Annotated in this window: 23 protein-coding genes and 3 tRNA genes; 8 read left to right on the forward strand and 18 right to left on the reverse strand. The window is 30.3% G+C overall.

The window, feature by feature from the left end; translation table 11 throughout:
• Nucleotides 1–15 precede the first annotated feature (15 nt).
• Together BN2409_RS02330 and BN2409_RS02335 are read right to left on the reverse strand one after the other, a co-directional pair.
• Nucleotides 16–1,407, reverse strand: coding sequence for a peptidoglycan DD-metalloendopeptidase family protein (locus BN2409_RS02330; protein ID WP_053955056.1), 1,392 nt, complete (start codon nucleotides 1,405–1,407; stop codon nucleotides 16–18).
• 154 nt (nucleotides 1,408–1,561) lie between these two features.
• Entirely contained in the window at nucleotides 1,562–3,052 is a 1,491-nt protein-coding gene (locus tag BN2409_RS02335; protein ID WP_199872898.1) for a M1 family metallopeptidase, read from the reverse strand.
• Nucleotides 3,053–3,236: 184 nt separating this feature from the next.
• Here BN2409_RS02335 and BN2409_RS02340 point away from each other — a divergent pair, with 184 nt between their 5' ends.
• The 8 genes from BN2409_RS02340 to BN2409_RS02375 all read left to right on the forward strand — a co-directional run bounded on the left by BN2409_RS02340 (nucleotide 3,237) and on the right by BN2409_RS02375 (nucleotide 8,186).
• Nucleotides 3,237–4,268, forward strand: a complete 1,032-nt coding sequence (locus tag BN2409_RS02340; protein ID WP_053955058.1) for a DnaD domain-containing protein — start codon at nucleotides 3,237–3,239, stop codon at nucleotides 4,266–4,268.
• 5 nt (nucleotides 4,269–4,273) lie between these two features.
• Nucleotides 4,274–5,266: an ATP-binding protein gene (locus BN2409_RS02345; RefSeq protein WP_422723676.1), complete on the forward strand. Its 993-nt coding sequence runs from the start codon at nucleotides 4,274–4,276 to the stop codon at nucleotides 5,264–5,266.
• 84 nt (nucleotides 5,267–5,350) lie between these two features.
• Nucleotides 5,351–5,426 (forward strand) — tRNA-Lys (locus tag BN2409_RS02350).
• A 5-nt stretch (nucleotides 5,427–5,431) separates the two neighbouring features.
• Nucleotides 5,432–5,506: transfer RNA gene (locus BN2409_RS02355), tRNA-Thr, on the forward strand.
• A gap of 104 nt (nucleotides 5,507–5,610) precedes the next feature.
• Nucleotides 5,611–5,685: transfer RNA gene (locus BN2409_RS02360), tRNA-Thr, on the forward strand.
• A 183-nt stretch (nucleotides 5,686–5,868) separates the two neighbouring features.
• The gene (locus BN2409_RS02365) at nucleotides 5,869–6,294 is read left to right on the forward strand and encodes a hypothetical protein (RefSeq protein WP_053955060.1); all 426 of its coding nucleotides are present in this window, start codon (nucleotides 5,869–5,871) and stop codon (nucleotides 6,292–6,294) included.
• A gap of 90 nt (nucleotides 6,295–6,384) precedes the next feature.
• On the forward strand, nucleotides 6,385–7,050 hold the full coding sequence (locus BN2409_RS02370) for a response regulator transcription factor (RefSeq protein ID WP_053955061.1): 666 nt from the start codon (nucleotides 6,385–6,387) through the stop codon (nucleotides 7,048–7,050).
• Nucleotides 7,047–8,186, forward strand: a complete 1,140-nt coding sequence (locus BN2409_RS02375) for a sensor histidine kinase (RefSeq protein WP_053955062.1) — start codon at nucleotides 7,047–7,049, stop codon at nucleotides 8,184–8,186. Before BN2409_RS02370 ends, BN2409_RS02375 begins: the two co-directional genes overlap by 4 nt.
• Nucleotides 8,187–8,322: 136 nt before the next feature.
• Here the strand turns inward: BN2409_RS02375 and BN2409_RS02380 are convergent.
• From BN2409_RS02380 to BN2409_RS02460, 16 genes are all read right to left on the reverse strand, one after another.
• A protein-coding gene (locus tag BN2409_RS02380; RefSeq protein WP_242847898.1) for an IS3 family transposase occupies nucleotides 8,323–9,467 on the reverse strand; the annotation gives its coding sequence in 2 pieces (ribosomal slippage) (nucleotides 8,323–9,221 and nucleotides 9,221–9,467; 1,146 coding nt in all).
• Nucleotides 9,468–10,115: 648 nt separating this feature from the next.
• The gene (locus BN2409_RS02390; protein WP_053955065.1) at nucleotides 10,116–10,628 is read right to left on the reverse strand and encodes a hypothetical protein; all 513 of its coding nucleotides are present in this window, start codon (nucleotides 10,626–10,628) and stop codon (nucleotides 10,116–10,118) included.
• A 277-nt stretch (nucleotides 10,629–10,905) separates the two neighbouring features.
• Nucleotides 10,906–12,192, reverse strand: coding sequence for an adenylosuccinate synthase (locus BN2409_RS02395; protein ID WP_053955066.1), 1,287 nt, complete (start codon nucleotides 12,190–12,192; stop codon nucleotides 10,906–10,908).
• 219 nt (nucleotides 12,193–12,411) lie between these two features.
• Nucleotides 12,412–12,621, reverse strand: coding sequence for a DUF1858 domain-containing protein (locus BN2409_RS02400; RefSeq protein WP_053955067.1), 210 nt, complete (start codon nucleotides 12,619–12,621; stop codon nucleotides 12,412–12,414).
• Between the two features lie 109 nt (nucleotides 12,622–12,730).
• Nucleotides 12,731–13,360 carry a GNAT family N-acetyltransferase gene (locus tag BN2409_RS02405; RefSeq protein WP_053955068.1) on the reverse strand — a complete coding sequence of 210 codons (630 nt, stop codon included), beginning with the start codon at nucleotides 13,358–13,360 and terminating at the stop codon, nucleotides 12,731–12,733.
• A gap of 420 nt (nucleotides 13,361–13,780) precedes the next feature.
• Entirely contained in the window at nucleotides 13,781–14,284 is a 504-nt protein-coding gene (locus BN2409_RS02410; protein ID WP_053955069.1) for a ferritin family protein, read from the reverse strand.
• A 29-nt stretch (nucleotides 14,285–14,313) separates the two neighbouring features.
• Nucleotides 14,314–15,645, reverse strand: coding sequence for a replicative DNA helicase (dnaB, locus tag BN2409_RS02415; RefSeq protein WP_053955070.1), 1,332 nt, complete (start codon nucleotides 15,643–15,645; stop codon nucleotides 14,314–14,316).
• Between the two features lie 45 nt (nucleotides 15,646–15,690).
• Nucleotides 15,691–16,137 carry a 50S ribosomal protein L9 gene (gene rplI, locus BN2409_RS02420; protein ID WP_053955071.1) on the reverse strand — a complete coding sequence of 149 codons (447 nt, stop codon included), beginning with the start codon at nucleotides 16,135–16,137 and terminating at the stop codon, nucleotides 15,691–15,693.
• Complete coding sequence (locus BN2409_RS02425) at nucleotides 16,134–18,131, reverse strand: DHH family phosphoesterase (protein ID WP_053955072.1); 1,998 nt, start codon at nucleotides 18,129–18,131, stop codon at nucleotides 16,134–16,136. Before BN2409_RS02425 ends, rplI begins: the two co-directional genes overlap by 4 nt.
• Nucleotides 18,132–18,150: 19 nt before the next feature.
• The gene (locus BN2409_RS02430) at nucleotides 18,151–19,098 is read right to left on the reverse strand and encodes a YybS family protein (protein WP_199872899.1); all 948 of its coding nucleotides are present in this window, start codon (nucleotides 19,096–19,098) and stop codon (nucleotides 18,151–18,153) included.
• A gap of 18 nt (nucleotides 19,099–19,116) precedes the next feature.
• Nucleotides 19,117–19,440 (reverse strand): MazG-like family protein, encoded by a 324-nt coding sequence (locus BN2409_RS02435; RefSeq protein WP_053955074.1) that lies wholly within the window; start codon nucleotides 19,438–19,440, stop codon nucleotides 19,117–19,119.
• Nucleotides 19,441–19,596: 156 nt separating this feature from the next.
• Nucleotides 19,597–19,827 carry a 30S ribosomal protein S18 gene (rpsR, locus tag BN2409_RS02440; protein WP_053955075.1) on the reverse strand — a complete coding sequence of 77 codons (231 nt, stop codon included), beginning with the start codon at nucleotides 19,825–19,827 and terminating at the stop codon, nucleotides 19,597–19,599.
• 17 nt (nucleotides 19,828–19,844) lie between these two features.
• Nucleotides 19,845–20,240: a single-stranded DNA-binding protein gene (locus BN2409_RS02445; RefSeq protein WP_053955076.1), complete on the reverse strand. Its 396-nt coding sequence runs from the start codon at nucleotides 20,238–20,240 to the stop codon at nucleotides 19,845–19,847.
• Nucleotides 20,241–20,259: 19 nt separating this feature from the next.
• Nucleotides 20,260–20,547, reverse strand: coding sequence for a 30S ribosomal protein S6 (gene rpsF / locus BN2409_RS02450; protein ID WP_053955077.1), 288 nt, complete (start codon nucleotides 20,545–20,547; stop codon nucleotides 20,260–20,262).
• A gap of 250 nt (nucleotides 20,548–20,797) precedes the next feature.
• Nucleotides 20,798–20,992 (reverse strand): DUF951 domain-containing protein, encoded by a 195-nt coding sequence (locus BN2409_RS02455; protein ID WP_053955078.1) that lies wholly within the window; start codon nucleotides 20,990–20,992, stop codon nucleotides 20,798–20,800.
• 16 nt (nucleotides 20,993–21,008) lie between these two features.
• Entirely contained in the window at nucleotides 21,009–21,872 is an 864-nt protein-coding gene (locus BN2409_RS02460) for a mechanosensitive ion channel family protein (protein ID WP_242847899.1), read from the reverse strand.
• Between the last annotated feature and the right edge of the window lie 20 nt (nucleotides 21,873–21,892).

Below are 21,892 nucleotides of genomic sequence, written 5' to 3' on the forward strand. Positions count from 1 at the left end.
TGCGAATTTTTAAATTTATTTATTTAAATATTTTAATGGATTTACAGGCACACCATTTTTTCTTACTTCAAAATGCAGATGTGGTCCTGTACTTCTTCCAGTATTTCCGACTTCAGCGATTTTTTGTCCTTTATATACTTTTTGTCCTACTGAAACTAATAATTTACTATTATGTGCATAATAAGTTTGTGTACCACTACCATGCTCTAAGATAATACATTTTCCATATCCACTTTTCGTTCCTGCAAATACTACTTTTCCTCCATCTGCCGCGGATACAGGAGTTCCTATAGGTGCAGCTAAATCAATTCCTGTATGCTTTCTTCCCCATCTATACCCAAAAGGAGATGTTAACCTTCCACGGGTAGGAGTTCCTAATTTTCCAGTAGGTGCAGTAAGTGGGCGTTTTTTCGTTCCTTTTAATACAATTTGCTTTACAGGTTCTTTTGTAATCTTCTCTTCTAAAATTTTTTTAGATTCTTCCACGCCATTATGACTTATAATTTGAGCTACTATTTCTTTAATTCCATCTTGTCCCTCTATTTTAATTTTATTTTCTTTTTCATAAAGAGCATTTGTTTCTTCAAATTCAACTTCATAAGGAATTTTTTCTTGATAGTTTACTTTTTCAATAGTCTTTACAGTTAAAAGAGATTTGGGCACAAGAAGACTTACTTCTTGATCGATTTGTATTTTGTCTGGATTAATATCCGGATTGGCATGAGTCAATTCATCTAAACTTAAGTTATATTTTTTAGCAATAGTCCAAAATGTCTCTCCTTGTTGAACTTTGTGAATCTTCTCTTCCTCTGTGCCTTGTAATACAAATTTTACTGCATCTTTTTCATCCTTTAATTTTTTTATCTCTATTTTCACTGGTTCTATAGATACTTTTTCTACAAAAGAGATCTTTTCAAATTTCTTTTGAGGATCTGCATACATATCTTTGATATCCTCTAATACCTTCTGAGCATTTTGTTTTGAAGATAAAGCAGTAATCACTTTTCCATCTGCTTTGATTCCATAAGCATTTACTTTAAAATTAAGAGTTTTTAAAATTTCTTTTTTTATTTTTTCTGGACTTGTAATCTCTTCATCTTTTGCTCTCATTTTGTCATAAATAATATCTTCATCAAAGGTAATCTTTGTATGATATTCTTTGTGTAATTTAGATTGTATTTCATCTACTATGTGGGTAAAATCATCTTTATCTCTTACAATTCCTATTTCATTTCCACCCACTTTTACCATATATGCTTTATTGTAATTATAGGCAAATAAAGAAATTGCTAAAATCACTACGACTAAAATACCCGTATAAATTTTTCTATTCCCTTGCATATTGAATTTGTTATAATAATCTAATATAATTTTTTTCAATGTCTGGGAGCTCGAATCCGCTTTCATACCTTGCTCTCCCTTCCTTATCCACAGTAATTTATTCAAATTTTATTGAGATTTTTTTAACTGTCATTATCAGCTTTTCTATTATATCATACTTTCAAAATGTATCAACCTTAATATGGATTCTTTTTGAATAGTTTATGTATAATAATGGATTTTATTCCTTTTCATACCTAAGCCATTTTTTAAATTCCTCCCTTAAGCTTTGATTAGAAACCTTTTCACATACCCCAATAAAATCTTCTGTATTTGCATTTTTGTACTTATATTTATCAAAATATACTTTCATAGCTTGAAAAAATATTTCATCCCCCAATTTTTTTCTTAGTTCCTTTATAAATATAGCTCCTTTATAATAAACTAAAGCTTGATATTCATGAGCATTTTCAAACTTATGAATGCTTCTACATACTCCATTTTTATGACTAGGATTTCTGCTTTCATAAGCTTGATAGGGTCTAGCAATCAAATCTTTATAAACCTCATTCATTTTTTCTTTTCCATATTTTTTTTCATAATACAAAAGGGTAGAATACTCGGTAAGGGCTTCATCTAGCCAAGGCTCATTCACTTCATCATTTCCTACAATCCCATACCACCATTGATGAGCTGCTTCATGAACTACGATATATTCTAATATTTCTTTATACTCTTTTTTATAAATAGATTGATCAATAAAAACTAAGTTAGGATATTCCATTCCTCCAATAAAAAAGTCAGAAGCCGCCACAGAAAATTGTTTATATGGATATTTTCCATAACATTCACTAAAAATTTTTATAGAATCTTTTGCACAAGATAAAGCTAAATCTCCAAAAGGATCCTCAAAATAATAAGAAAATACTTTTACCCCATCTATTTCGTCTTCCATAGATTTATAATTTTCACTACCAATCATAGCAAAATCTCGTACATTTTTTGCCTCTAACGTCCATCTTGTTTTTCCATCTACTTTCTCTCTTTTTATACACTCTCCTGTATGAGCAAATATATACTCATTAGAAGTTGAAACTTCTACTCTATAATTAGCTATATCACTATAGAAAGGATCTCCAATAGAATAATAGGGTTCTAAATTCCATCCTTTTTTATCAAATACTGCTACAATAGGGTACCAATTTGCAATATTAACTGTATGCTCTCCATATCCAAATCTTCCGTAAGAAGGTGGGATTTTTACAGAGAATTTTATATCAAGCTCTATCTTTTCACCGGGTTCTAAGGAATTTTTTAAATTTACTTTTAAAACTGTATCTCCTAACCCCATCACCCCATGATTTAAGGGCTCACTATTTTGTTGGACGTCTTCAATTTGTATATAACCCTGTTCAAAACCATTAGGATACGCTCGATCCATTTCATTTTTTTCAAAAGGTACTGTATCTTCTTTTTTAAATGTATTAGGATATAGATGAAAATATAGAGCTTGAAAAGCTGTATTGCTTTGATTGGTATATTTTACTTTCTCATTTCCTGTGATGATTCTTTCGACAGGATCAAAATCTATCTCCATTTTGTACATTGTTATATTTTTATCATAAGGTATTTTTTTCCCTTGAAAGGTTTCTATGATTTGAAGTTTTGCTCCTATGGCTGCTACTGCCAAAATACATATAATTACAGTCCATAGAACTATCTTTCTCTTCATGAAAAATCGAATCACCTTATACCCCTCCATTCTATTAGTCTATATATATCTATATGTATAGTCTTTTACAATATGTAATTTATTTTTATATCCTAAATTGAATTTAACTCTAGGATAAAATATCCCTTAAAAATAAGTTATGATATAATGTAAATTAGAGTAATTCAAATGGGAGGGAATACTATTGCTTTTTATACAACAAACAACAGAAATGGATCTGGGAGATACGCCTATTGAAAATATATTTATCAATGATTTTATGCCCATGGCAAATGGAACTTATGTAAAAGTATATCTTCTTGGATACAAATATGCTCATGATAAAGATCTATCCCTTTCTATTAATCATCAAACCATCGCAAGACACCTAAGTATTCCTTTATCTGATGTTTTAGACGCATGGGATTTTTGGGAACAAAAAGGAATTATAAAAAAGCATTCTTCTGATGATTCTTCTGAATACAGCATAGAATTTTTAAATTTGAAACAGCTTTATATTGATAACAATTTTAAAGCCATCAATATCTCCACAGAAGATGAAAAACCTAGTATATACAGCTGTTCCGCTTCTGATTTAATAGAAGCCAATAAGGTTCCTGAAATTAAGGATATGTTTTATCATATTAATCAAACTATAAGAAGAAGTCTTGTTCCTAAAGAAATGATGGAAATACTTGAATGGATTTATAATTATAATATGGATCCTGATTTAATTGTAAGAGCTTTTATGTATAGTGTAGAACATAAAAAAATCAAAAATATAAAATATATTGGTGCCATTATAAGAAACTGGTACGACCAAGGAATTACCAATATGGATAAATTAGATGACTATTTAGAAAAAACAGATCTTCGGTATACTCAATATAGAAAAATATTTAAAGCATTAGGTTTTCATTTTAGAGAACCTTCAGAAGCTGAAAAAAATACAATCAATCAATGGATTGATGAATGGAAATTTAATATAGATATTATTTTAAAAGCTTGTGAAAACTCTAAAAAAACTTCTAATCCTAATATCAATTATATACACAGTATTCTTCATGCTTGGAAAAATGATAGCGTAAAAAGCATAGAAGATATCAAAAATAAAGAAACAAAAACGCCTATTCCAAAGAAAACAATAAAACCTTCTTCCAATAGATTTCACAATTTTGAACAAAGAACTTCCAAATACACGAAAGATGAACTTGAAAATCTTTTAAGAAAAAAATAAGGTAGGTGTCTATCTTGCATGATAAATTTACAAGAGAAATCCTTAGAGAATATGAAAAAATTAGAGATGAAGAACATAAAAAATTAGAGCAAAGAAAAAAAGAAGTTTATACAAAAATTCCAAAAATAAAAGAAATAGATGATGAAATTTCCAAAACAGGCATACTCGTTGCAAGAGCTATTTTAGAAAATCCCACAAATTATCATCAAGCTGTAGAAAAAATTCATGAAAAAATGGAATTTTTGAAACAAGAAAAAGCAATTCTTCTTACAGAGAATAATATTCCAATCCAATATTTTGATATGAATTATACATGTACTCATTGTAAAGATACTGGATTTGGAGATAACGGTAAAAAGTGTAGTTGTTTTAAACAAAAGTTAATCAACCAAGCTTATCAAATGTCTAACTTAAAAAATATATTAGAAAAAGAAAATTTTCAATCCTTTGATATTGATCTGTTTTCTAATGAACCTTTTGAAAATCATGAACTCACCCCTAAACAGAATATGCTCCAACTTTTAAATATCTGTGAAGGATTTGTCATCAACTTTGATATGGCTTCTCATGAAAATCTTCTTTTTTATGGAACAACAGGACTTGGAAAAACATTTTTGTGTAATTGTATCGCAAAAGCACTACTAGATAAAGGAAAAATAGTAGTTTATCAAACCGCTTTTAAAATACTAGAAATATTGGAAAATTATAAATTTAACAAAGACAAATCAGCAAATATAAAAGAAAGCTATGATCTTTTATTTGACTGTGATTTATTAATTATTGATGATTTAGGAACAGAGCTTACAAATACTTTTACGAATACTGAATTTTTTAATATTATCAATAGTAGACTCATTCAAGATAAAAAAATAATTATTTCTACCAATCTATCTCCTATGGAGATTGCCAATACTTATAGCGATCGGGTTTTTTCTAGGATTTTCGGTAAATTTACCATCCTTCATTTTTATGGAAGAGACTTAAGATGGGAGAAATAATCTTTCATCTTAAGTTTTTTAAAAATTTTTATTGACATTTTTTTTAGAATGCTGTATTATATATAATTGTGAATGACAAGAAATGATCCATTAGCTCAGTAGGTAGAGCACTTGACTTTTAATCAAGGTGTCCCGCGTTCGAGCCGCGGATGGGTCACCATATTCGCTGGTGTGGCTCAACGGTAGAGCAGCTGACTTGTAATCAGCAGGTTGGGGGTTCGATTCCCTTCGCCAGCTCCATAAAAAGAAGGAGTGTAAGATAGGAGTTCTTATGCTTCTTTTTGTTTTAATTGACAAATATTACATATTATTGTATTCTATTTTTAGGAAAATATGTAAATTTTGCTAGTGTGGCTCAATGGTAGAGCAGCTGAATCGTAATCAGCCGGTTGGGGGTTCGATTCCCTTCACTAGCTCCAAAAGAAAATATTATATTTGTATAACAAAAGCCCTTACTATCATTTAAGGGCTTTAAAGTTTTATAATAAATTCACTCATATCTTTATTCTCTTTTTTGAAAACCTAACCTTGACCTAACCATTGTTCCTGTATACTTTAGTCAAGGTAAAAACACCAAATAAAATTTATAGGAGGTTTTCATAGTGAAAATGAAAAAAATAGGAGTAGGAATTTTATCAGTATGTATGTTGGCAGGAGCAGCTACACCCGCTTTTGCAGCAAATGAAGGAATCAAAAATTTGCCTAATCAATTATTTGCAAATATTCAAACATATGCAGATGGTCAAATGCCTAAAAAACCAGATCATGCAATTGATTTAAATAAGAAATTTTTAGAAATTACTAAGGTTCCTGGAGGTATTGAAATACATGTAGATGAAGAACTATCTGAACAAGCAGACTCAAGCAAAAAAGCTATAAAAATTTCTAAGGTTCCTGGGGGTATTCAAATACATGCTGATAAAAAAATATCTCAACAACCAAACTCAAACAAAAAAACTGTAAAAATTACTAAAGCTCCTGGAGGTATTCAGATACATGCTGATGATACACAAATGCTAAATAAATAAGAATTTAGAAGAAAATAGCCGATAATAATGATCAATACATAAGCCACATTTAATTTAAGTGTGGCTTATATATTTTGCGAGGTGAATCATTTGAAAATTCTATTAGTAGAGGACGAAGTAAAACTTTCGTCAATTTTGCACAAAGGATTAAAAAAACAAGGATTTGTAGTTGATACAGCCTTTGATGGGGAAGAAGCTCTATGCCATTTAGAGATCAATTGCTACGACCTTATCATACTTGATCTGAATCTTCCTAAAGTCAGTGGATTTAAAGTACTGAAAACGATAAGGGAAAGTGACAATTTAATAAAAGTTCTTATATTATCCGCTAAAAACAATATTGAAGATAAGGTTTTGGGACTTGATTTGGGTGCAAATGATTATTTAGAAAAACCCTTTGACTTTCTAGAGCTCTCTGCAAGAATAAGGAATCTTCTAAGATGGGATTTTACCACATCCGACGAAGTGATCACTTATAAGGATTTAACCATAGATCTAGGAACAAAAACAGTTCAACAAGATGGTACTTACATTTCTTTAACAAATAAAGAGTTTGGAATACTTGAATATCTAGCTAGAAATAAAGACAGGTATATCTTACCTGAAGAAATCATAGAACATGTTTGGGATAGTGACGCTGATTTATTTTCAAACTCATATAAATATCATATTTCTATCCTTAAAAAAAAGCTTAAAACAAAAGATGTAATCGTAAATATTAGAGGAAAGGGATATAAATTTGGTGGTAGACTATGAAATCTTTGAAAATAAAAATAACTCTTTTAATTTCTTCTATACTCATAATCACTATGGGCTTATTGACAGGATATAGTATTTTAAATAGTAACAAGGAGTTTGTTGATCCTTTCATTGAACTTAAAATTCCTAATACGCCTTTAAATCAAGAATTTCTCAGCAAGGATCATATAAACAATGCCCCTAAAATCCATAATCTTGAAATATCCTATCATATTAGAGACGCTCAGAAGGCCTTTGGTTATAAGCAAATTTTTGTAATGCTGTTAATAGTTATAGGAGGAATTGTATTAACCTACATGGCTATCTTAAAAACTTTGAAACCTTTGACTTTACTTGATAAAACTGCCTTAAAAATAGATGCAAATAATCTTGAAACACAAATTGAACTGCCAAAATCCAAAGATGAAGTTTATTCTCTAACAAATTCATTTAATACGATGCTTGCTAGGCTTAAATCTGCCTTTGAAATACAAAAAAATTTTGCACAAAATGCAGCACATGAACTTAAAACTCCTCTTGCTGTTATGAAATCTTCTATACAAGTTTTAGAATTAGATGATCATCCAACAATAGAAGATTATAAGGAAAATCTTTCGATTATGAAACAAAGTACAGATGATCTTATTAAAATAGTAAGACAACTTTTGGAGCTTACCAATGATGTTGATCTACAAAAACAGGAAATAGATTTAGATAAAATTATTTTTCAATGTCTAAATAGTTATGAACTAAAAATCAAACAAAAATCAATTTCCATACATACAGATACTAAAAATATAAGAATATATTCTAATTCTTCTCTACTGAAAATTATTATTTCAAATATACTCTCAAATGCAATAAAATATAATAAAATCAAGGGTTCTATAAGCATTGCTACTTATACGAGACATAAAAATGTAATCATTGTTGTTACAGATACAGGAATAGGAATTCCATCCAATAGTCTATCCCATATCTTTGAAACCTTCTACAGAGCAGACCCTTCCCGCTCTAAAAATATAGATGGAAATGGCTTAGGATTGTCAATTGTAAAAACTGCATGTGAAAAACTGGGGGGAGATATCCATATAAATAGTGAGGTAAATCAAGGAACGATGGTAATCATAAAATTTCCAATGAATCACAATTAAACTCAAATGACTAGATATGCTTTAATCGTCCTTATTTTTTGCCTTTTTATTTTTCATCATTAAAATCCATTGAATCATAAATAAAACAAAAGTAATGGACTTATGTCAATATAGTAGACACAAAAAGTTTAACTATTTATGCTATTCCCAAAGCAGCTTCATATACTGCTTGAGGAGTCATATAACCAATTGAACTATGAATCCTTTTTCTATTGTACCAAGATTCAATATATTCAAAGACTGCTCTGCTAGCCATTTTGAAATCATAATATTTATGATGATGTATTTCTTCTTTCTTTAAAACAGAATGAAAAGATTCAATACATGCATTATCATAAGGATTACCCTTACGGCTAAAGGAGTGAATAATACCTTTTTCAGATAAATAATCTTTAAATAGTTGGCTGGTATATTGTGTCCCTAAATCACTATGAAGAAGAATGCCTTCTGTGTTTTTTACATTTAAACAAGCATTTTTAACTGCTTTTACAGCTAATTCTGCTGTCATGGATTTATCATAAGCATATCCTATAATCTTTTTGCTATAAATATCCATTACAGAAGCAAGATAAGTCCATCCATCTTTTATTGTATGTATATACGTTATATCTGTACACCATTTCTGATTGATTGTAGAGCTTTTAAAATCTTGATTCAATATGTTTTCTCGTTCTAAAATATCTACTTTTGAAGAATGATGACGATATTTTTTTACAACAATAGAATATAGGTTCATAGAAGCCATAAAACGTTGTACTCTCTTAAGACTTGCATAGTGACCTTTGACTTCTAGAATCTTTTGGATCTTAGGGGCTCCATAACGTTTTTTGCTTTCTAAGTAAATTGCCTTGATCTTTGTTTTTAAATTTTGAGATTCTAATTGTCTATTTGAAGGTACTCTAAATAGAGCCTTATAGTAGGTACTTCTAGAAAACTTTAAGACTTTGCATATAAGTTTTACGGTATATTTTTGTTGATTTGTATTGATAAATTTTATAATTTCATCTACTGTTTTCTTGCGAATATGGCGGTAGCTTTTTTTAAGATTTCATTCTCCATTTCAAGCTGGGCAATACGCTTTTTCATTGTTTTATATTCTTTCATAGTCATTGTTTCTTCTTCTGAAACATTAATAGGAGAAAGAGCTTTAATCCATTTATATATAGTTACAGTTGATACGCCATATTCACGACTTAATTCTATTACCGATGTTCCAGCATTATAGAGATCTAAGATTTGTTGCTTAAATTCATCAGAGTATCGAATACCATTTTGGGACATTTGTCTAACACGCACCTTTCATATTTAAAAATATTTTATCGTGTTAAACTTTTCGTGTCCACACTTATATACTAACACCAGTAATTATACATAAAATAAACATTTTGTTTCCCCAAGTTTTTGAGTATTTAGATGAAATATCAGATAGTACTCCGTGAAATATCATTCCATATATTAGTCCCACACCAGCTAATATGCTTATAAGTAAATCCATATAACTTAAGATAATATTCGATGCTTTGTCTTTTTTAGGAAACTAAAATTTAGCATCTCCTTAATACAGTTTACAAGTACTATCAAAACTAAAAAATAATATGCATGAAAATTTCAATGATAATAATGCATCAGTTCTTCAAATGCACTATATTGTCTATTTAGATAGAAATTCATGATCTTTCCTCTTTTCACAAAATATTTGACAAGCTATATTAAATAAGCACAACAGATACTACTATTGGCTTTCTTCTCTTTCAACATTATTTGTAAAATCCTCATATGGTTATATCTCGAGATTTAAAGTTTAACTATTCTCAAAATATAAAATAAAGCCCCTATTTAGGAGCTTTACTTTGATTTTAGTATCAAACAACTAGATATTTAGATGTCATGCTAATTACTAAGATGATATCATCGTTTTAGTTAGGCCAACTATTTAATGACAGCAAATGTATATAATCCATCTGTTACCATAGCATCTCGACTCTCAATCTCGATTGTCACTGGATTTTGATGGCCTTCACCTACTTGTACTAACATAGGAATTTCATAGGATAATTCTGAAGTACGATCTGGATTTGCATTGCATATAGTTACTTCAATGATTCTATCTGTAAGTCTTCTAATTTTTAAATCATCGCAAGATCCTTCCATTTGTTCTTGGAAAGTACTATTTTCAAAATAGTAATCTGAAAGCCATTCTGCATTATGTAGTTTCAATCTAAATATTTGTCTTGTAGTGCCAAATTCAAGAGGATCCTGTTCTTCAATACGCAATTTAGGTGCTGTAACAGTACTAATAAATTCATAACCCTCTGGAACGAGTAATACCTTACTAACTGTATTATCAGTTGCCGCATACCCATTCATAGGTAGAACTAAGATCCCTAATGCAAAAACTAATACCGTTAATAATGATAATGTTTTTTTTACACTTCTATTCATTTTAACTCCCCCTTAAATCTAATAATTTTTAAAAATCTACTGCACAAAACTTTGTAATTATTACACGTATTAATCATTACATGAACATTGTTATATCTAGTTGAATGTATGGAATCTATATGTAGTATACTATATGTATATTGAAAAAAATGTATAATATTGTATTATATGTATTTTTTATTTAGAGTATTTATATGTATAAGGATAAAAACCGTTACATATAGCATTGATTTTCATTTAAATAAAAAAACAGTGGCTTTTCGCCACTGTCCATTTTTTATTTAAATATTTTTTCTCTTACAATCGTTTGACTTCTTTTTGGGCCTACAGAGACCATCTTAATTGGAGCTCCTATCAATTCCTCGATTTTTTGAAGATAGTTTTTCGCATTTTGTGGTAACTCCTCATAAGTTGTACACCCTGTAATATCTTCTGTCCATCCTTCTAACTCTTCGTATACAGGCTCACATTTTCCTAAATCTTTAAGACTTGCCGGGAAATGTTCAATAATTTTATCTCCTAATTTATAACCTGTACAAATATAAAGCTTATCTAGTCCAGTCAAAACATCTAAAAGCATAATGGATAAAGATGTTACTCCATTGATTCTAGAAGCGTATTTTACCATAACTCCATCAAACCATCCACATCTTCTTGGTCGTCCTGTTACAGTTCCAAATTCATTTCCTGCAACTCTTATTTTATCTCCAATTTCATTGTCTTGTTCTGTAACAAAAGGTCCTTTTCCAACTCTTGTTGTATAAGCTTTTACAACTCCTACAACCTCTTCAATCATATTAGGTCCTACTCCTGCGCCTACAGTAAATCCTCCAGAAATAGGATGAGAACTTGTTACATAAGGATATGTTCCTAGATCAATATCTAGAAGCGCCCCTTGAGCTCCTTCAAATAATACTCTTTTTCCTTCTTTGATAGAATCATATAGTACAACTGTAGTATCATCTACATATTTTCTAATTTTTTGAGCATATTCTAAATAAGTATCAATTATTTCTTGTTTATTTAACTTTTCTTCGCCATAAATTTTTTCAATGATTTCATTTTTTCTATCAATTTGTTTAGATACCTTTTCAATAAATATCTCTTGATCCATCAAATCACAGATTCTAATTCCTGATCTTTCTACTTTGTCCATATAACAAGGACCAATACCATTTTTAGTAGTTCCAATCATTTCTCCCCCACGAGCATTTTCTGCTAATACATCCATATATTTATGATATGGAAAAATCACATGGGCTCTATCACTAATTTTAATATTATCTGTAGAAACTCCTTGTTTTTGTAATGTTGCTATTTCCTTTAAAAAACCTTCTGGATCAAATACAACGCCATTTCCAATAATATTAGTTGTATCTTTATATAAAATTCCTGACGGGATTAAGCGAAGTGCATACTTTTTATCTCCTACAACCACTGTATGTCCTGCATTATTTCCACCTTGGCCTCTTACTACTACATCAGATTCTGCTGCCAGATAATCTATTACCTTTCCTTTTCCCTCGTCTCCCCATTGAGCACCAACTACTACTACTGTTGACATAAAAGACACCTGCCTTTTTATATATTTGAATGATCCATTTCTTTTCCCGAACATCCACATGTTATAGTATCAAAATAACGTTATCAAGTCAACAAAATACGAATATTGTTATTTATTTATCCGTTTTCATTCGAGTTAAATATATACTAATCATCTATATTATGGCAATATTTATAATATAAAATACAAAAGTGCCTAATCCTTTAGGCACCTATACATTTATTTTTCGCTTTTTTCAAAATGATCATTTAAATCTTTCATTAAATCATCTAATTTTAATCCATGTACTGCTGCTGCTTCTTCAATGCTTTCCATAGAAGACGCAGGACATCCTAAGCAATGAAGTCCATGTCTCATAAAAATTGGTGCTGTTTCTCTATCCATTTGTAATACTTGCATAATAATCATATCTTTTGTTATTTTTGCCATCGTTCATCCTCCTTCTTATATTGTATATCAATTCACTACTCATTATACCATGTTTTCTCAGAAAACAAACATCCTTTGTCCATAGAATTTTATCCACATATCCACAGAATTATTCCACAGACACCATAGTTTTTGTGAAGAATCCTTTAAATTTTTGATAAAATGTCTCTTTTGTATTCTCCATATACACATAAGTAATCATTTTCTTCCCATTTCTATCTGTGAATAACTTTTGAAACTGTGTATAAAGTGGATTATAAAATATTTCTGAATATTGATCTTCAAATTCATCTAAATCTTCTTTTATTTTTTTAAATCCACAATGTAAATAACAATGGATCGCTCTTTCATTAAACTTAGCCGTTCTTAATACAATACTTTTCATATTTAATACCTTAAAATAGTAATCTAAAAACAAAAGAAGAGTTTCTGTTCCATATCCACAATTTATACAATCCGGGTCTAGAACAATTCCTAATTCACTTTTTTTTCGAATCCATTTTATATCTCTGATAGAAAAATACCCTACTACTCTTCCTTCTTTGTTTTCTATTGTAAAACTTCTTTTTGTGAATTTCTGAGTCTTTTGCTTATACCACTCATCTCTTTGTCTTTTACTTAACTTGGGAAAATTATAATGAAAAAACAATGGATCTTCATGTTTCCCCCAACACTGCATTTTATCCACATCTTCCCTGTCCAAATCTCTGATACATACTTTCTCTCCCCTAAGTCTCATCTTCCTCACCCCAAAAACTATATATTGTCATAATTATATTTGATGATATAATCATTTCAAACTGAATACAAATTACATTTTAGTAAAGTCATAAAAATAAGGAACCATTATTGAGAATTTATGAAAATATAGAAAAAGTGAGAAAATATTTAGCATTACACTGTTTGAGCATAGCGAGTTTGTAATGCTATTTTCGATTTTTTCTTCATATTTTCCGAATTTGAAAATTGGTAACATTTTTTATAACTTTATCTATAATCTATCTTGATCATATTTAATGATATAATCATTTTTATGCTTTATAAAAAAAATTTATACTTTCATAAACAACAAAAGGCACTTAACTTGTGCCTCCTGCTGTTAACAAACTATTCTTTTAATAAATTCATAAAATCTCGAACACTTATTGAGCATTTGTTTTTATTCATCCATTTCATCCATCAAAGTTTTAAATTTATATAAATGCTTTACCTCTTCTTTAATAAGTCTTTCTAATACTTTACGAGTCAAATCTACTTTTGTATTTTTAAGAACTGCTTCATAAAATAAAATAGAATCCTTTTCAGCTTGAAGCCCAATATATAATGCTTCTTTTACAGTATATATATTTTCAATTTTATTTAATGTAATACCATTTACATTAAATATAGCCGTTTCACTAATGGCTCTGAGAAAAGCTGTAGTAGCTTCATTATATGCACATTCTTTAATCTCATTATTTTCTAATTTTTCAGCTACTCTATTATGAATATTTTCAAAAGTTTTCATATGCTCCAATTCTTCTAATGCTAAATATTTAAACATATTTTTTATTTCTTCATCTTCAAATTTTTCTTGTGCACTTTTATAAAAATCATATCCTGCTTCTTCAATACCCTTTGCAATCTTTAGTATTTCTAATTCATTTAAATTCCCAATTGCCATTCTAGCTTCCTCCTCTATTTACTAATATTTTATTCTCTAAATTTATCAAGATTCGCAAATTTAGTAAATTGTCCAAGCCAAGCCAACTCTACAGTTCCAGTTGAACCATTACGTTGCTTTGCAATAATCACTTCTCCTATATTTTTTTTGTCACTATCTGGATGATAATATTCATCCCTATATAAAAACATAACAATATCTGCATCTTGCTCAATAGCTCCTGATTCTCTTAAATCAGAAAGAATAGGTCTATGATCTGCTCTCATCTCTGGAGCCCTTGAAAGCTGAGATAAAGCTACTACAGGACAGTCCATTTCTCGAGCTAACCCCTTTAACGATCTTGAAATAGTAGAAATCTCTTGTTGTCTACTTTCGTTTTTTCCATCTCCAGACATAAGTTGTAGATAATCTATAAGCACCATATCTAATCCTTGTTCTATCTTTAACCTTCTACATTTGGCTTTCATTTCCATGACCGTAATTCCTGGCGTATCATCAATAAAAATCTTAGCCTGTGCCAATGGTCCCATAGCTTTTGCAAGCCTTGGCCATTCATCTTCATTCAAAGTACCTGTCCGAATCTTTTGAATTTCTATATGAGATTCTGCACTAAGCATACGTTGTACAAGCTGTTCCTTTGACATCTCAAGACTAAATACAGCAACAGATGCTTCCCCTTTTATAGCTGCATTTTGTGCAACATTTAACGAAAAAGCTGTCTTTCCCATACTTGGTCTTGCTGCTACCAAAATAAGATCTGATCTTTGAAGTCCACTTGTTTTTCTATCTATATCTGTAAATCCAGTTGTAAGCCCTGTGATTCCTCCTTTGTTTTGATAAAGCTGCTCAATTTTATCAAAACTTTCTAAAAGTACTTCTTTAATAGGAGCAAATCCTTCTCTAGATTTATTTTGAGAAATATCGAATATACTTTTTTCTGCCAGATCCAAAATAGAATTAACTTCTTCTTCGCCTTGATATCCTTTTTCAATAATTTCAGAAGAAGCCTTTATAAGTTTCCTAAGAATGGACTTTTCCTCTACAATTTTAGCATAGTATTTTACATTGGTAGTCGTAGGAACAGCTGAGGATAAACTTGTTAAATAAGTAATGCCTCCAATATTCTCTAGAGTTTGTCTTTGTGTTAATTCTTCTGATAATGTAACTAAATCTACAGGCTCATCTCTATTGTATAAAGATAAAATGGCATCAAAAATTTCTTTATGGGCTTGTTTATAAAAATCTTCTTCTTTAATAATTTCCGATGTCTCTATAATTGCATCCCGATCTAGGATCATAGATCCTAATACGGATTGTTCTGCATCTATATTATGAGGTGGAATTTTACCCAAATATTCCATATTACTCCTCCTACTCAAAAAAGCCAGCTCCTGCTGGCCTCTTATTTATGCTTCTTTTACTTCTACACGCATTTTCCCCGTTACTTCAGGATATACCTTTACTTCTACAAATATTGCTCCTAATGATTTAAGTGGTTGATCTAATTGGATTTTTCTTTTATCTATTTTAATCTTATGTTGTTTTTGTAATCCATCAGCAATATCCTTTGAAGTAATAGATCCAAATAACTTTCCACCATCACCAGCTTTGCCTGTTAAAGTCACTGTTAATTTTGAAATTTTTTCTGCTAGTGCTTTTGCTTCATCTAGTTCTTCTTGCTTTTTCTTTTCCTCATGAGCCTTTTGCATATTTAAAACCTTTACATTTCCTTGTGTAGCTTCTTTTGCAAGTCCTCTTGGAACAAGATAGTTTCTTGCATGCCCATCACTAGCATTCACTACATCACCTTTTTTTCCTAATCCTTTTACATCTTTTAATAAAATTACTTTCATGATTCCTCACCTTCCTCCAAATATTCTTCAATGGCTTTTTCTAACATAGCTGTAGCTTCTTCTACAGTAATTCCCATAAGTTGAGTTCCTGCCACTGTTAAGTGGCCTCCTCCTCCAAGTTTTTCAAGTATTAATTGAACACTAATATCTCCAAGGGATCTTCCACTAATAATGATTTCGTCATTTTCACGAACACCCAATACAAAAGATGCTGTAATCCCTCTTATATTCAATAACTCATCAGCAGCTTGAGCAACTACTAAAGAGGTGTTTTCTATTTCTTTGGAACAAATAGACAATGCAATATTTTTTCTTATAGCTTTTGCATTTTTTACTACATCGGCAATAGCCACAAAAGTCTTTAAATCATCTTGAAATAACTGCCTGACATTTGTTGTATCTGCTCCTACTCTTCTAAGCCAAGAAGCCGCTTCAAATGTTCTTACTCCTGTCTTAAAAGAGAAATTTTTTGTATCTACACTAATTCCAGCTAATAAAGCTTCCGCTTCTATTTTTTCAATATTTATTTTTTCATCCATATATTGTAATATTTCAGAAACCAACTCACAAGTAGATGAAGCATAGGGTTCTAGATAAGTAAGTACTGCTTGATCTATAAACTCTGACCCTCGTCTATGATGATCAATTAAAACAATTCTTTGCCCTTTATTTAAAATCTCTGGACATTGAGTAAAGCTTGGTTTATGGGTATCTACTACAACCAAAAGCGCTTCTTCACTCATTTTACTCATTGCCTCTTCACTTGTAATAAAATGATAATTTCCTTGTTCTTTGATATGATCCCATAGATTTTTAACTGCTTCGTTCACTCCATCTAAAATAATGTATGCTTCTTTTTCTCTATTTGTGGCTGCCCTATATACACCTAATGCGGCACCTAGACTATCCATATCTGGAAATTTGTGACCCATAATCACCACAAACTTAGATTGATCTATAAGTTGTCTTAAAGCATGGGCAATGACCCTTGCTTTTACTTTATTTCTTTTTTCAACAGCCTTTGTTTTTCCTCCATAAAAGTTGAGAGTACTTATCTTTTTTACAACAGCTTGATCTCCACCTCTACCTAATGCTAAATCCATGGCAGCTTTTGCATATTCATAAAGCTGGCTTAGTGTCTTGCCATTTACTCCTACTCCAATACTTAAAGTAATGGGAATTTTGTTTCCCATTTGAATTTCTCTCACTTCATCTAAAATAGTAAATTTTTTAGTTTCTAAAATATCTAAGTATTGGTTCTCTACAATCATCACATATTGATCCTTTTGATATTGCTTAACAATAGCATTCATCCTAGATCCCCAAATGCTAATTTTTTTGTTAATCTCTGCAACCACTAAAGGTCTATCTTCTTCTTCTGTATCTTTTAAGACATCATCATAATTATCTACCTGTACAAGCATAACTACAGGTTTTTCTTCATTATATTTTACTTTTAAGTTTTCAAAATTGGTATGATCTATAAAGTAGAGCATGATCATATATCTTCCATCATATACTTTAGAGGTTTTTACAATATTATACAATACTTTATAATGTTTTTCTTGTATATCTACTTCAATAATATGATCCTCTTTTTGTTCAAAAATTTCATTCATATGAAGAGAACCAATTAAATCCTCTATACTTTTTTCTAATATATCTTTAGTATGAATCATTTCTGAAAATTTGGCATTATACCAGCTAACAGTTCCATCAAATTCAATGACTACTAATGGAATAGGCATATTAAGTACTGCATGCTTTGTAACAGAATCCATATTATAAGATAAATCCTCAATATATTTGGTCCATATCTCTTTTCTATTATATTGAATCTTTAAATTATAATAAACAAAATAAATCAGTAACAAAACACCTATACTTCCTATGACTAAATTGTAATAAGCAATAATCATAACTAACAAAGTCATAATCCAAAGATGAATTTTTGTATCTGGTATAAATACCTTGCTAAACCTTTTATTCCCCATATAAGGCACTCCTAAAATTTTAGTTGCGTGTTTTTAGCTTTCTCAAATCCATAAAGCAATCTATAAAGCCTACGGTTGCTAATAAAAATATCCCTTTTCCACTAAACAAAATAAGAATATATAACAATATTTTAACAGGTTTGCTCATCTTTAAAGCATGAAAAAAATAACTCATAACAGCTATTCCTTGTATAAAGTACACAAGTTGTAAAATCAAGAATACATTTACTACAAGACTTTGATAATTCACAAAGTTAAAATATCTTGTAAGCATAGTCAGTCCTATAATTAAAAAAGTACCCATTAAAAAGCTCTTTGGAAGTCGCACATATTTTAAAGGAGGCAAAGCTTTTGTCTCATATCCAAGCTTTTTTAAAATCTTACAAGTAAGAGTATAGTTTGCAAAAGGAAGTATTGTAGAAGAAATAATAATTGCTCCTGGAATAGTTAACACAAGCATTTGCATACCCATTTCTAATGTTTTCTTTAATTGCTCAAGTTGTATCTTTTCCATTCCAACCGTCTCATACATACTCATTTGCATATTCATAGATTGCTCAAAAGCCTCTTTCATCTGGCTAATCAAATCAATTCCCATAACTTTAGCAGATAATTGAATAGACAAAACCATTCCTATTAAACAAACAAATGTCCCGCCTGCTAAAATTTTTCCTACAGATGCATCTTTTTTCATAAGATAAGCCATAATGGCAGCAGTTCCTCCCATAAGAATGCTTAAAAATATGGATTCAATGGGTCCTATGAAGCTTCCTGTAATCATTGTCCAAATTAAAATGGCTAACCCTATGTAATACATCCCATGTCTTTTTCCTAATATAATAAAAGGAGTAGGAAGAAAAAATATAATAAAAGTCAACACAGGGATATAAGTTCCTATAATAGTAAATACACTGATTAATGCGATCAACAAGGATACCTCTACCATAGCCCGTGTCTTATGCTGCATACTCAAATAATATCACTCCTAGCTTCTATTTCTATCTAAATATTGTTTTAAACTAGATAAATCTCCATGCCAGTCTTCTATCTTATGCTTCTCTAATATCCCTAATTTTATTTTATCTTCTATACGCATATCTATCCTTGAATAAGAAACGCCTAATCTTCTACCCAAAATATAAGTCACAAAAATAATATTTGCTAGTACATCTACTAAAGCATCTTGTGATCCCTTTATGCCCCTTACCAATATCTCATAAAGTGATGCAATAGTCATTAACAGCTCACTTTTTAGCCATTCAATGGTTTTTATATTTCTTGTAATATCTATATTTTCTGGTGGCATCATAAATTTTTCATCCCCCTTTATATATATATTATATCAGATTAAACCTCATTGTATAGATATGGCTCTTTATCTTTTATACTCTATTATAATCGTATTTATACAAAAAATTCAAACCTTAAATGCAAAAAGAGAAGTGATTCCTCACTTCTCTTTTGATTATTCTGCTGTATATGGAAGTAATGCAACTGTTCTTGCTCTTTTGATTGCTACAGTAAGGGCTCTTTGATGTGTTGCACATGTTCCACTGATTCTTCTTGGAAGTATTTTTCCTCTTTCTGTAACATACTTACCAAGTTTTCTTATATCTTTATAATCAATATGATTTGCTTTGTCTGCACAGAAGCTACATACTCTTTTTTTACGACCTCTTCTTTTTGGTCTTGCCATTTCATTTCCCTCCTTTTCTAGAATGGGATATCATCATCATCTATCTCTTGAAATCCGTCTGGGTCTACTTGTGGAGCATTTGATCCACCTTGATCGTTTTTATTGCCCCACTCAAGAAATTCTACTCTATCGGCTACAACCTCTGTAGAATATCTTTTTTCGCCAGTTTGTGTTTCATAATTATTATTTTGAAGTCTTCCTTGTACGGCTACAAGTCTACCCTTTGCAAGATAATTTGCACAATTTTCACCTGTTTTTCCCCATACAACGATCCTAAAAAAATCAGCCATTTTTTCTTGACTAAATGGTCTATCTACTGCTATCGTAAAGGTGGCAATTGCTTTTCCGCTGCCTGCTGTAAATCGAAGCTCCGGATCTTTTGTAAGTCTTCCAATAAGGATTACTTGATTCATGAAAACACCACCTTAAAATTTACTTTTCTTCAAGATTTACGATTAAATGTCTAAGAACAACATCAGAAATTCTGAAGTTTCTATCTAACTCTTTAGGTACATCTTTGTCTGCCTTGAAGTTAATGATTATATAGTAGCCTTCGTTTAATTTTTCGATTGGGTAAGCTAACTTTCTGTTGCCCCACTCATCTACTTTTTCAATTTCACCATTTTCTTCAATGATGCCTTTGAATTTTTCTACTACTTGATTTCTTTGTTCTTCTTCAAGACTTGATTTTAAGATGAACATTACTTCATATTTTCTCATTATTTTCCACCTCCCTATGGACTGATTCGGTCCTGTCTACAGGACAGAGAGTATCATTTCAGATTACAATCTCACATCATGGTATTATATCAGTTTATATCATAAATTGCAAGGACAAATAAATATATTATTTATTCTTCAGACTGTTGATAAAGTATATTATAGCAAAGTCATAAAAATTAGGAACAATTATTGAAAATTTAGTGACGTTTTTTATGACTTTGTCTACAAGCTAAAGTAAATATATTATTTATTCTTCTTTTCTATTTATAATTTTTCTTACTCTTTTTTCAAACTTCACTCTAGGAATCCATACTTGCTTGTCACATCCTACACACCTAATCCTAAAATCCATGCCCGCTCTCATAATTTCAAACTCATTGCTTCCACAGGGATGATTTTTTTTGACCTGTACCACATCCCCTACTCTTAAATCCATTGGCATACAAACACCCCTTGCTTTAACTTTTTTGATCAGAAATAACAACTCTCCTTGGATAAGGAATTTCAATTCCTTTTTCATCAAATTTTTCTTTAATTCTTTTTCTTAATTCCCTTTCTACAGCCCATTGCTCCATAGGAATAGTTTTTGCAACAATAGAAAGGACTACATCTGACTCACCCAATCTACTTACACCTAATACGTTCGGGCCTTCTACTATTTTTTCATTTTCTTTTTTTATCTCTTCACATAAATCCTTTAATACACTTATCGCATGATCAATATTCTGTTCATAAGAAATTCCTACTTCTACTAAGGCCCTCATATCTCCTCTACATTTATTCGTAACCTTATCAATTGTTCCATTAGGAATAATATGAAGATCTCCATTAAAATCTCTTACTGTAGTTACTCTAAGAGTCATATCTTCTACAATTCCTGAAAAATTTCCAATTTGTACATAATCCCCAACATGAAATTGATTTTCTAAAAGAATAAAAAATCCTGTAATAATATCTTTGACCAAGCTTTGAGCTCCAAAGCCTATAGCTAGTCCTCCTATTCCTGCTGCTGCAAGCAATGATGAAATTTTAATTCCTATCATTTCAAGAATAGATGCAAAGCTAACGAAATAAATAGTATATCGTACAATACTATTTACAATACCTTTTATTGTATTGATCCTTTTTTCTTCTCCCATAATTTTAAATTTGGATCGATTATCAAAAAACTTGTCCACAAGCTTTATACAAAATTTTATAGAAATTTCCATAACAATTAAAATTAAAATGATCTTTATAATATTTTCTGTATACTCTCCTATTTTTTGAGGGTGAGTATATTGATTAAAAATCTTTACGACATGTTCATATATTTTACTCAAGCTTTAGCCTGCTCCTCTCC

Source organism: Inediibacterium massiliense, from assembly GCF_001282725.1.
GTDB lineage: Bacteria > Bacillota > Clostridia > Peptostreptococcales > Thermotaleaceae > Anaerophilus > Anaerophilus massiliensis.

What these genes read in the sequence shown, in the direction of transcription:
- BN2409_RS02330 (WP_053955056.1), bottom strand. Translation starts at nt 1,407, where the DNA reads ATGAAAGCGGATTCGAGCTCCCAGACATTGAAAAAAATTATATTAGAT.
- BN2409_RS02335 (WP_199872898.1), bottom strand. Translation starts at nt 3,052, where the DNA reads ATGAAGAGAAAGATAGTTCTATGGACTGTAATTATATGTATTTTGGCA.
- BN2409_RS02375 (WP_053955062.1), top strand. Translation starts at nt 7,047, where the DNA reads ATGAAATCTTTGAAAATAAAAATAACTCTTTTAATTTCTTCTATACTC.
- BN2409_RS02390 (WP_053955065.1), bottom strand. Translation starts at nt 10,628, where the DNA reads ATGAATAGAAGTGTAAAAAAAACATTATCATTATTAACGGTATTAGTT.
- BN2409_RS02395 (WP_053955066.1), bottom strand. Translation starts at nt 12,192, where the DNA reads ATGTCAACAGTAGTAGTAGTTGGTGCTCAATGGGGAGACGAGGGAAAA.
- BN2409_RS02400 (WP_053955067.1), bottom strand. Translation starts at nt 12,621, where the DNA reads ATGGCAAAAATAACAAAAGATATGATTATTATGCAAGTATTACAAATG.
- BN2409_RS02405 (WP_053955068.1), bottom strand. Translation starts at nt 13,360, where the DNA reads ATGAGACTTAGGGGAGAGAAAGTATGTATCAGAGATTTGGACAGGGAA.
- BN2409_RS02410 (WP_053955069.1), bottom strand. Translation starts at nt 14,284, where the DNA reads ATGGCAATTGGGAATTTAAATGAATTAGAAATACTAAAGATTGCAAAG.
- dnaB (WP_053955070.1), bottom strand. Translation starts at nt 15,645, where the DNA reads ATGGAATATTTGGGTAAAATTCCACCTCATAATATAGATGCAGAACAA.
- rplI (WP_053955071.1), bottom strand. Translation starts at nt 16,137, where the DNA reads ATGAAAGTAATTTTATTAAAAGATGTAAAAGGATTAGGAAAAAAAGGT.
- BN2409_RS02425 (WP_053955072.1), bottom strand. Translation starts at nt 18,131, where the DNA reads ATGGGGAATAAAAGGTTTAGCAAGGTATTTATACCAGATACAAAAATT.
- BN2409_RS02430 (WP_199872899.1), bottom strand. Translation starts at nt 19,098, where the DNA reads ATGCAGCATAAGACACGGGCTATGGTAGAGGTATCCTTGTTGATCGCA.
- BN2409_RS02435 (WP_053955074.1), bottom strand. Translation starts at nt 19,440, where the DNA reads ATGATGCCACCAGAAAATATAGATATTACAAGAAATATAAAAACCATT.
- rpsR (WP_053955075.1), bottom strand. Translation starts at nt 19,827, where the DNA reads ATGGCAAGACCAAAAAGAAGAGGTCGTAAAAAAAGAGTATGTAGCTTC.
- BN2409_RS02445 (WP_053955076.1), bottom strand. Translation starts at nt 20,240, where the DNA reads ATGAATCAAGTAATCCTTATTGGAAGACTTACAAAAGATCCGGAGCTT.
- rpsF (WP_053955077.1), bottom strand. Translation starts at nt 20,547, where the DNA reads ATGAGAAAATATGAAGTAATGTTCATCTTAAAATCAAGTCTTGAAGAA.
- BN2409_RS02455 (WP_053955078.1), bottom strand. Translation starts at nt 20,992, where the DNA reads ATGCCAATGGATTTAAGAGTAGGGGATGTGGTACAGGTCAAAAAAAAT.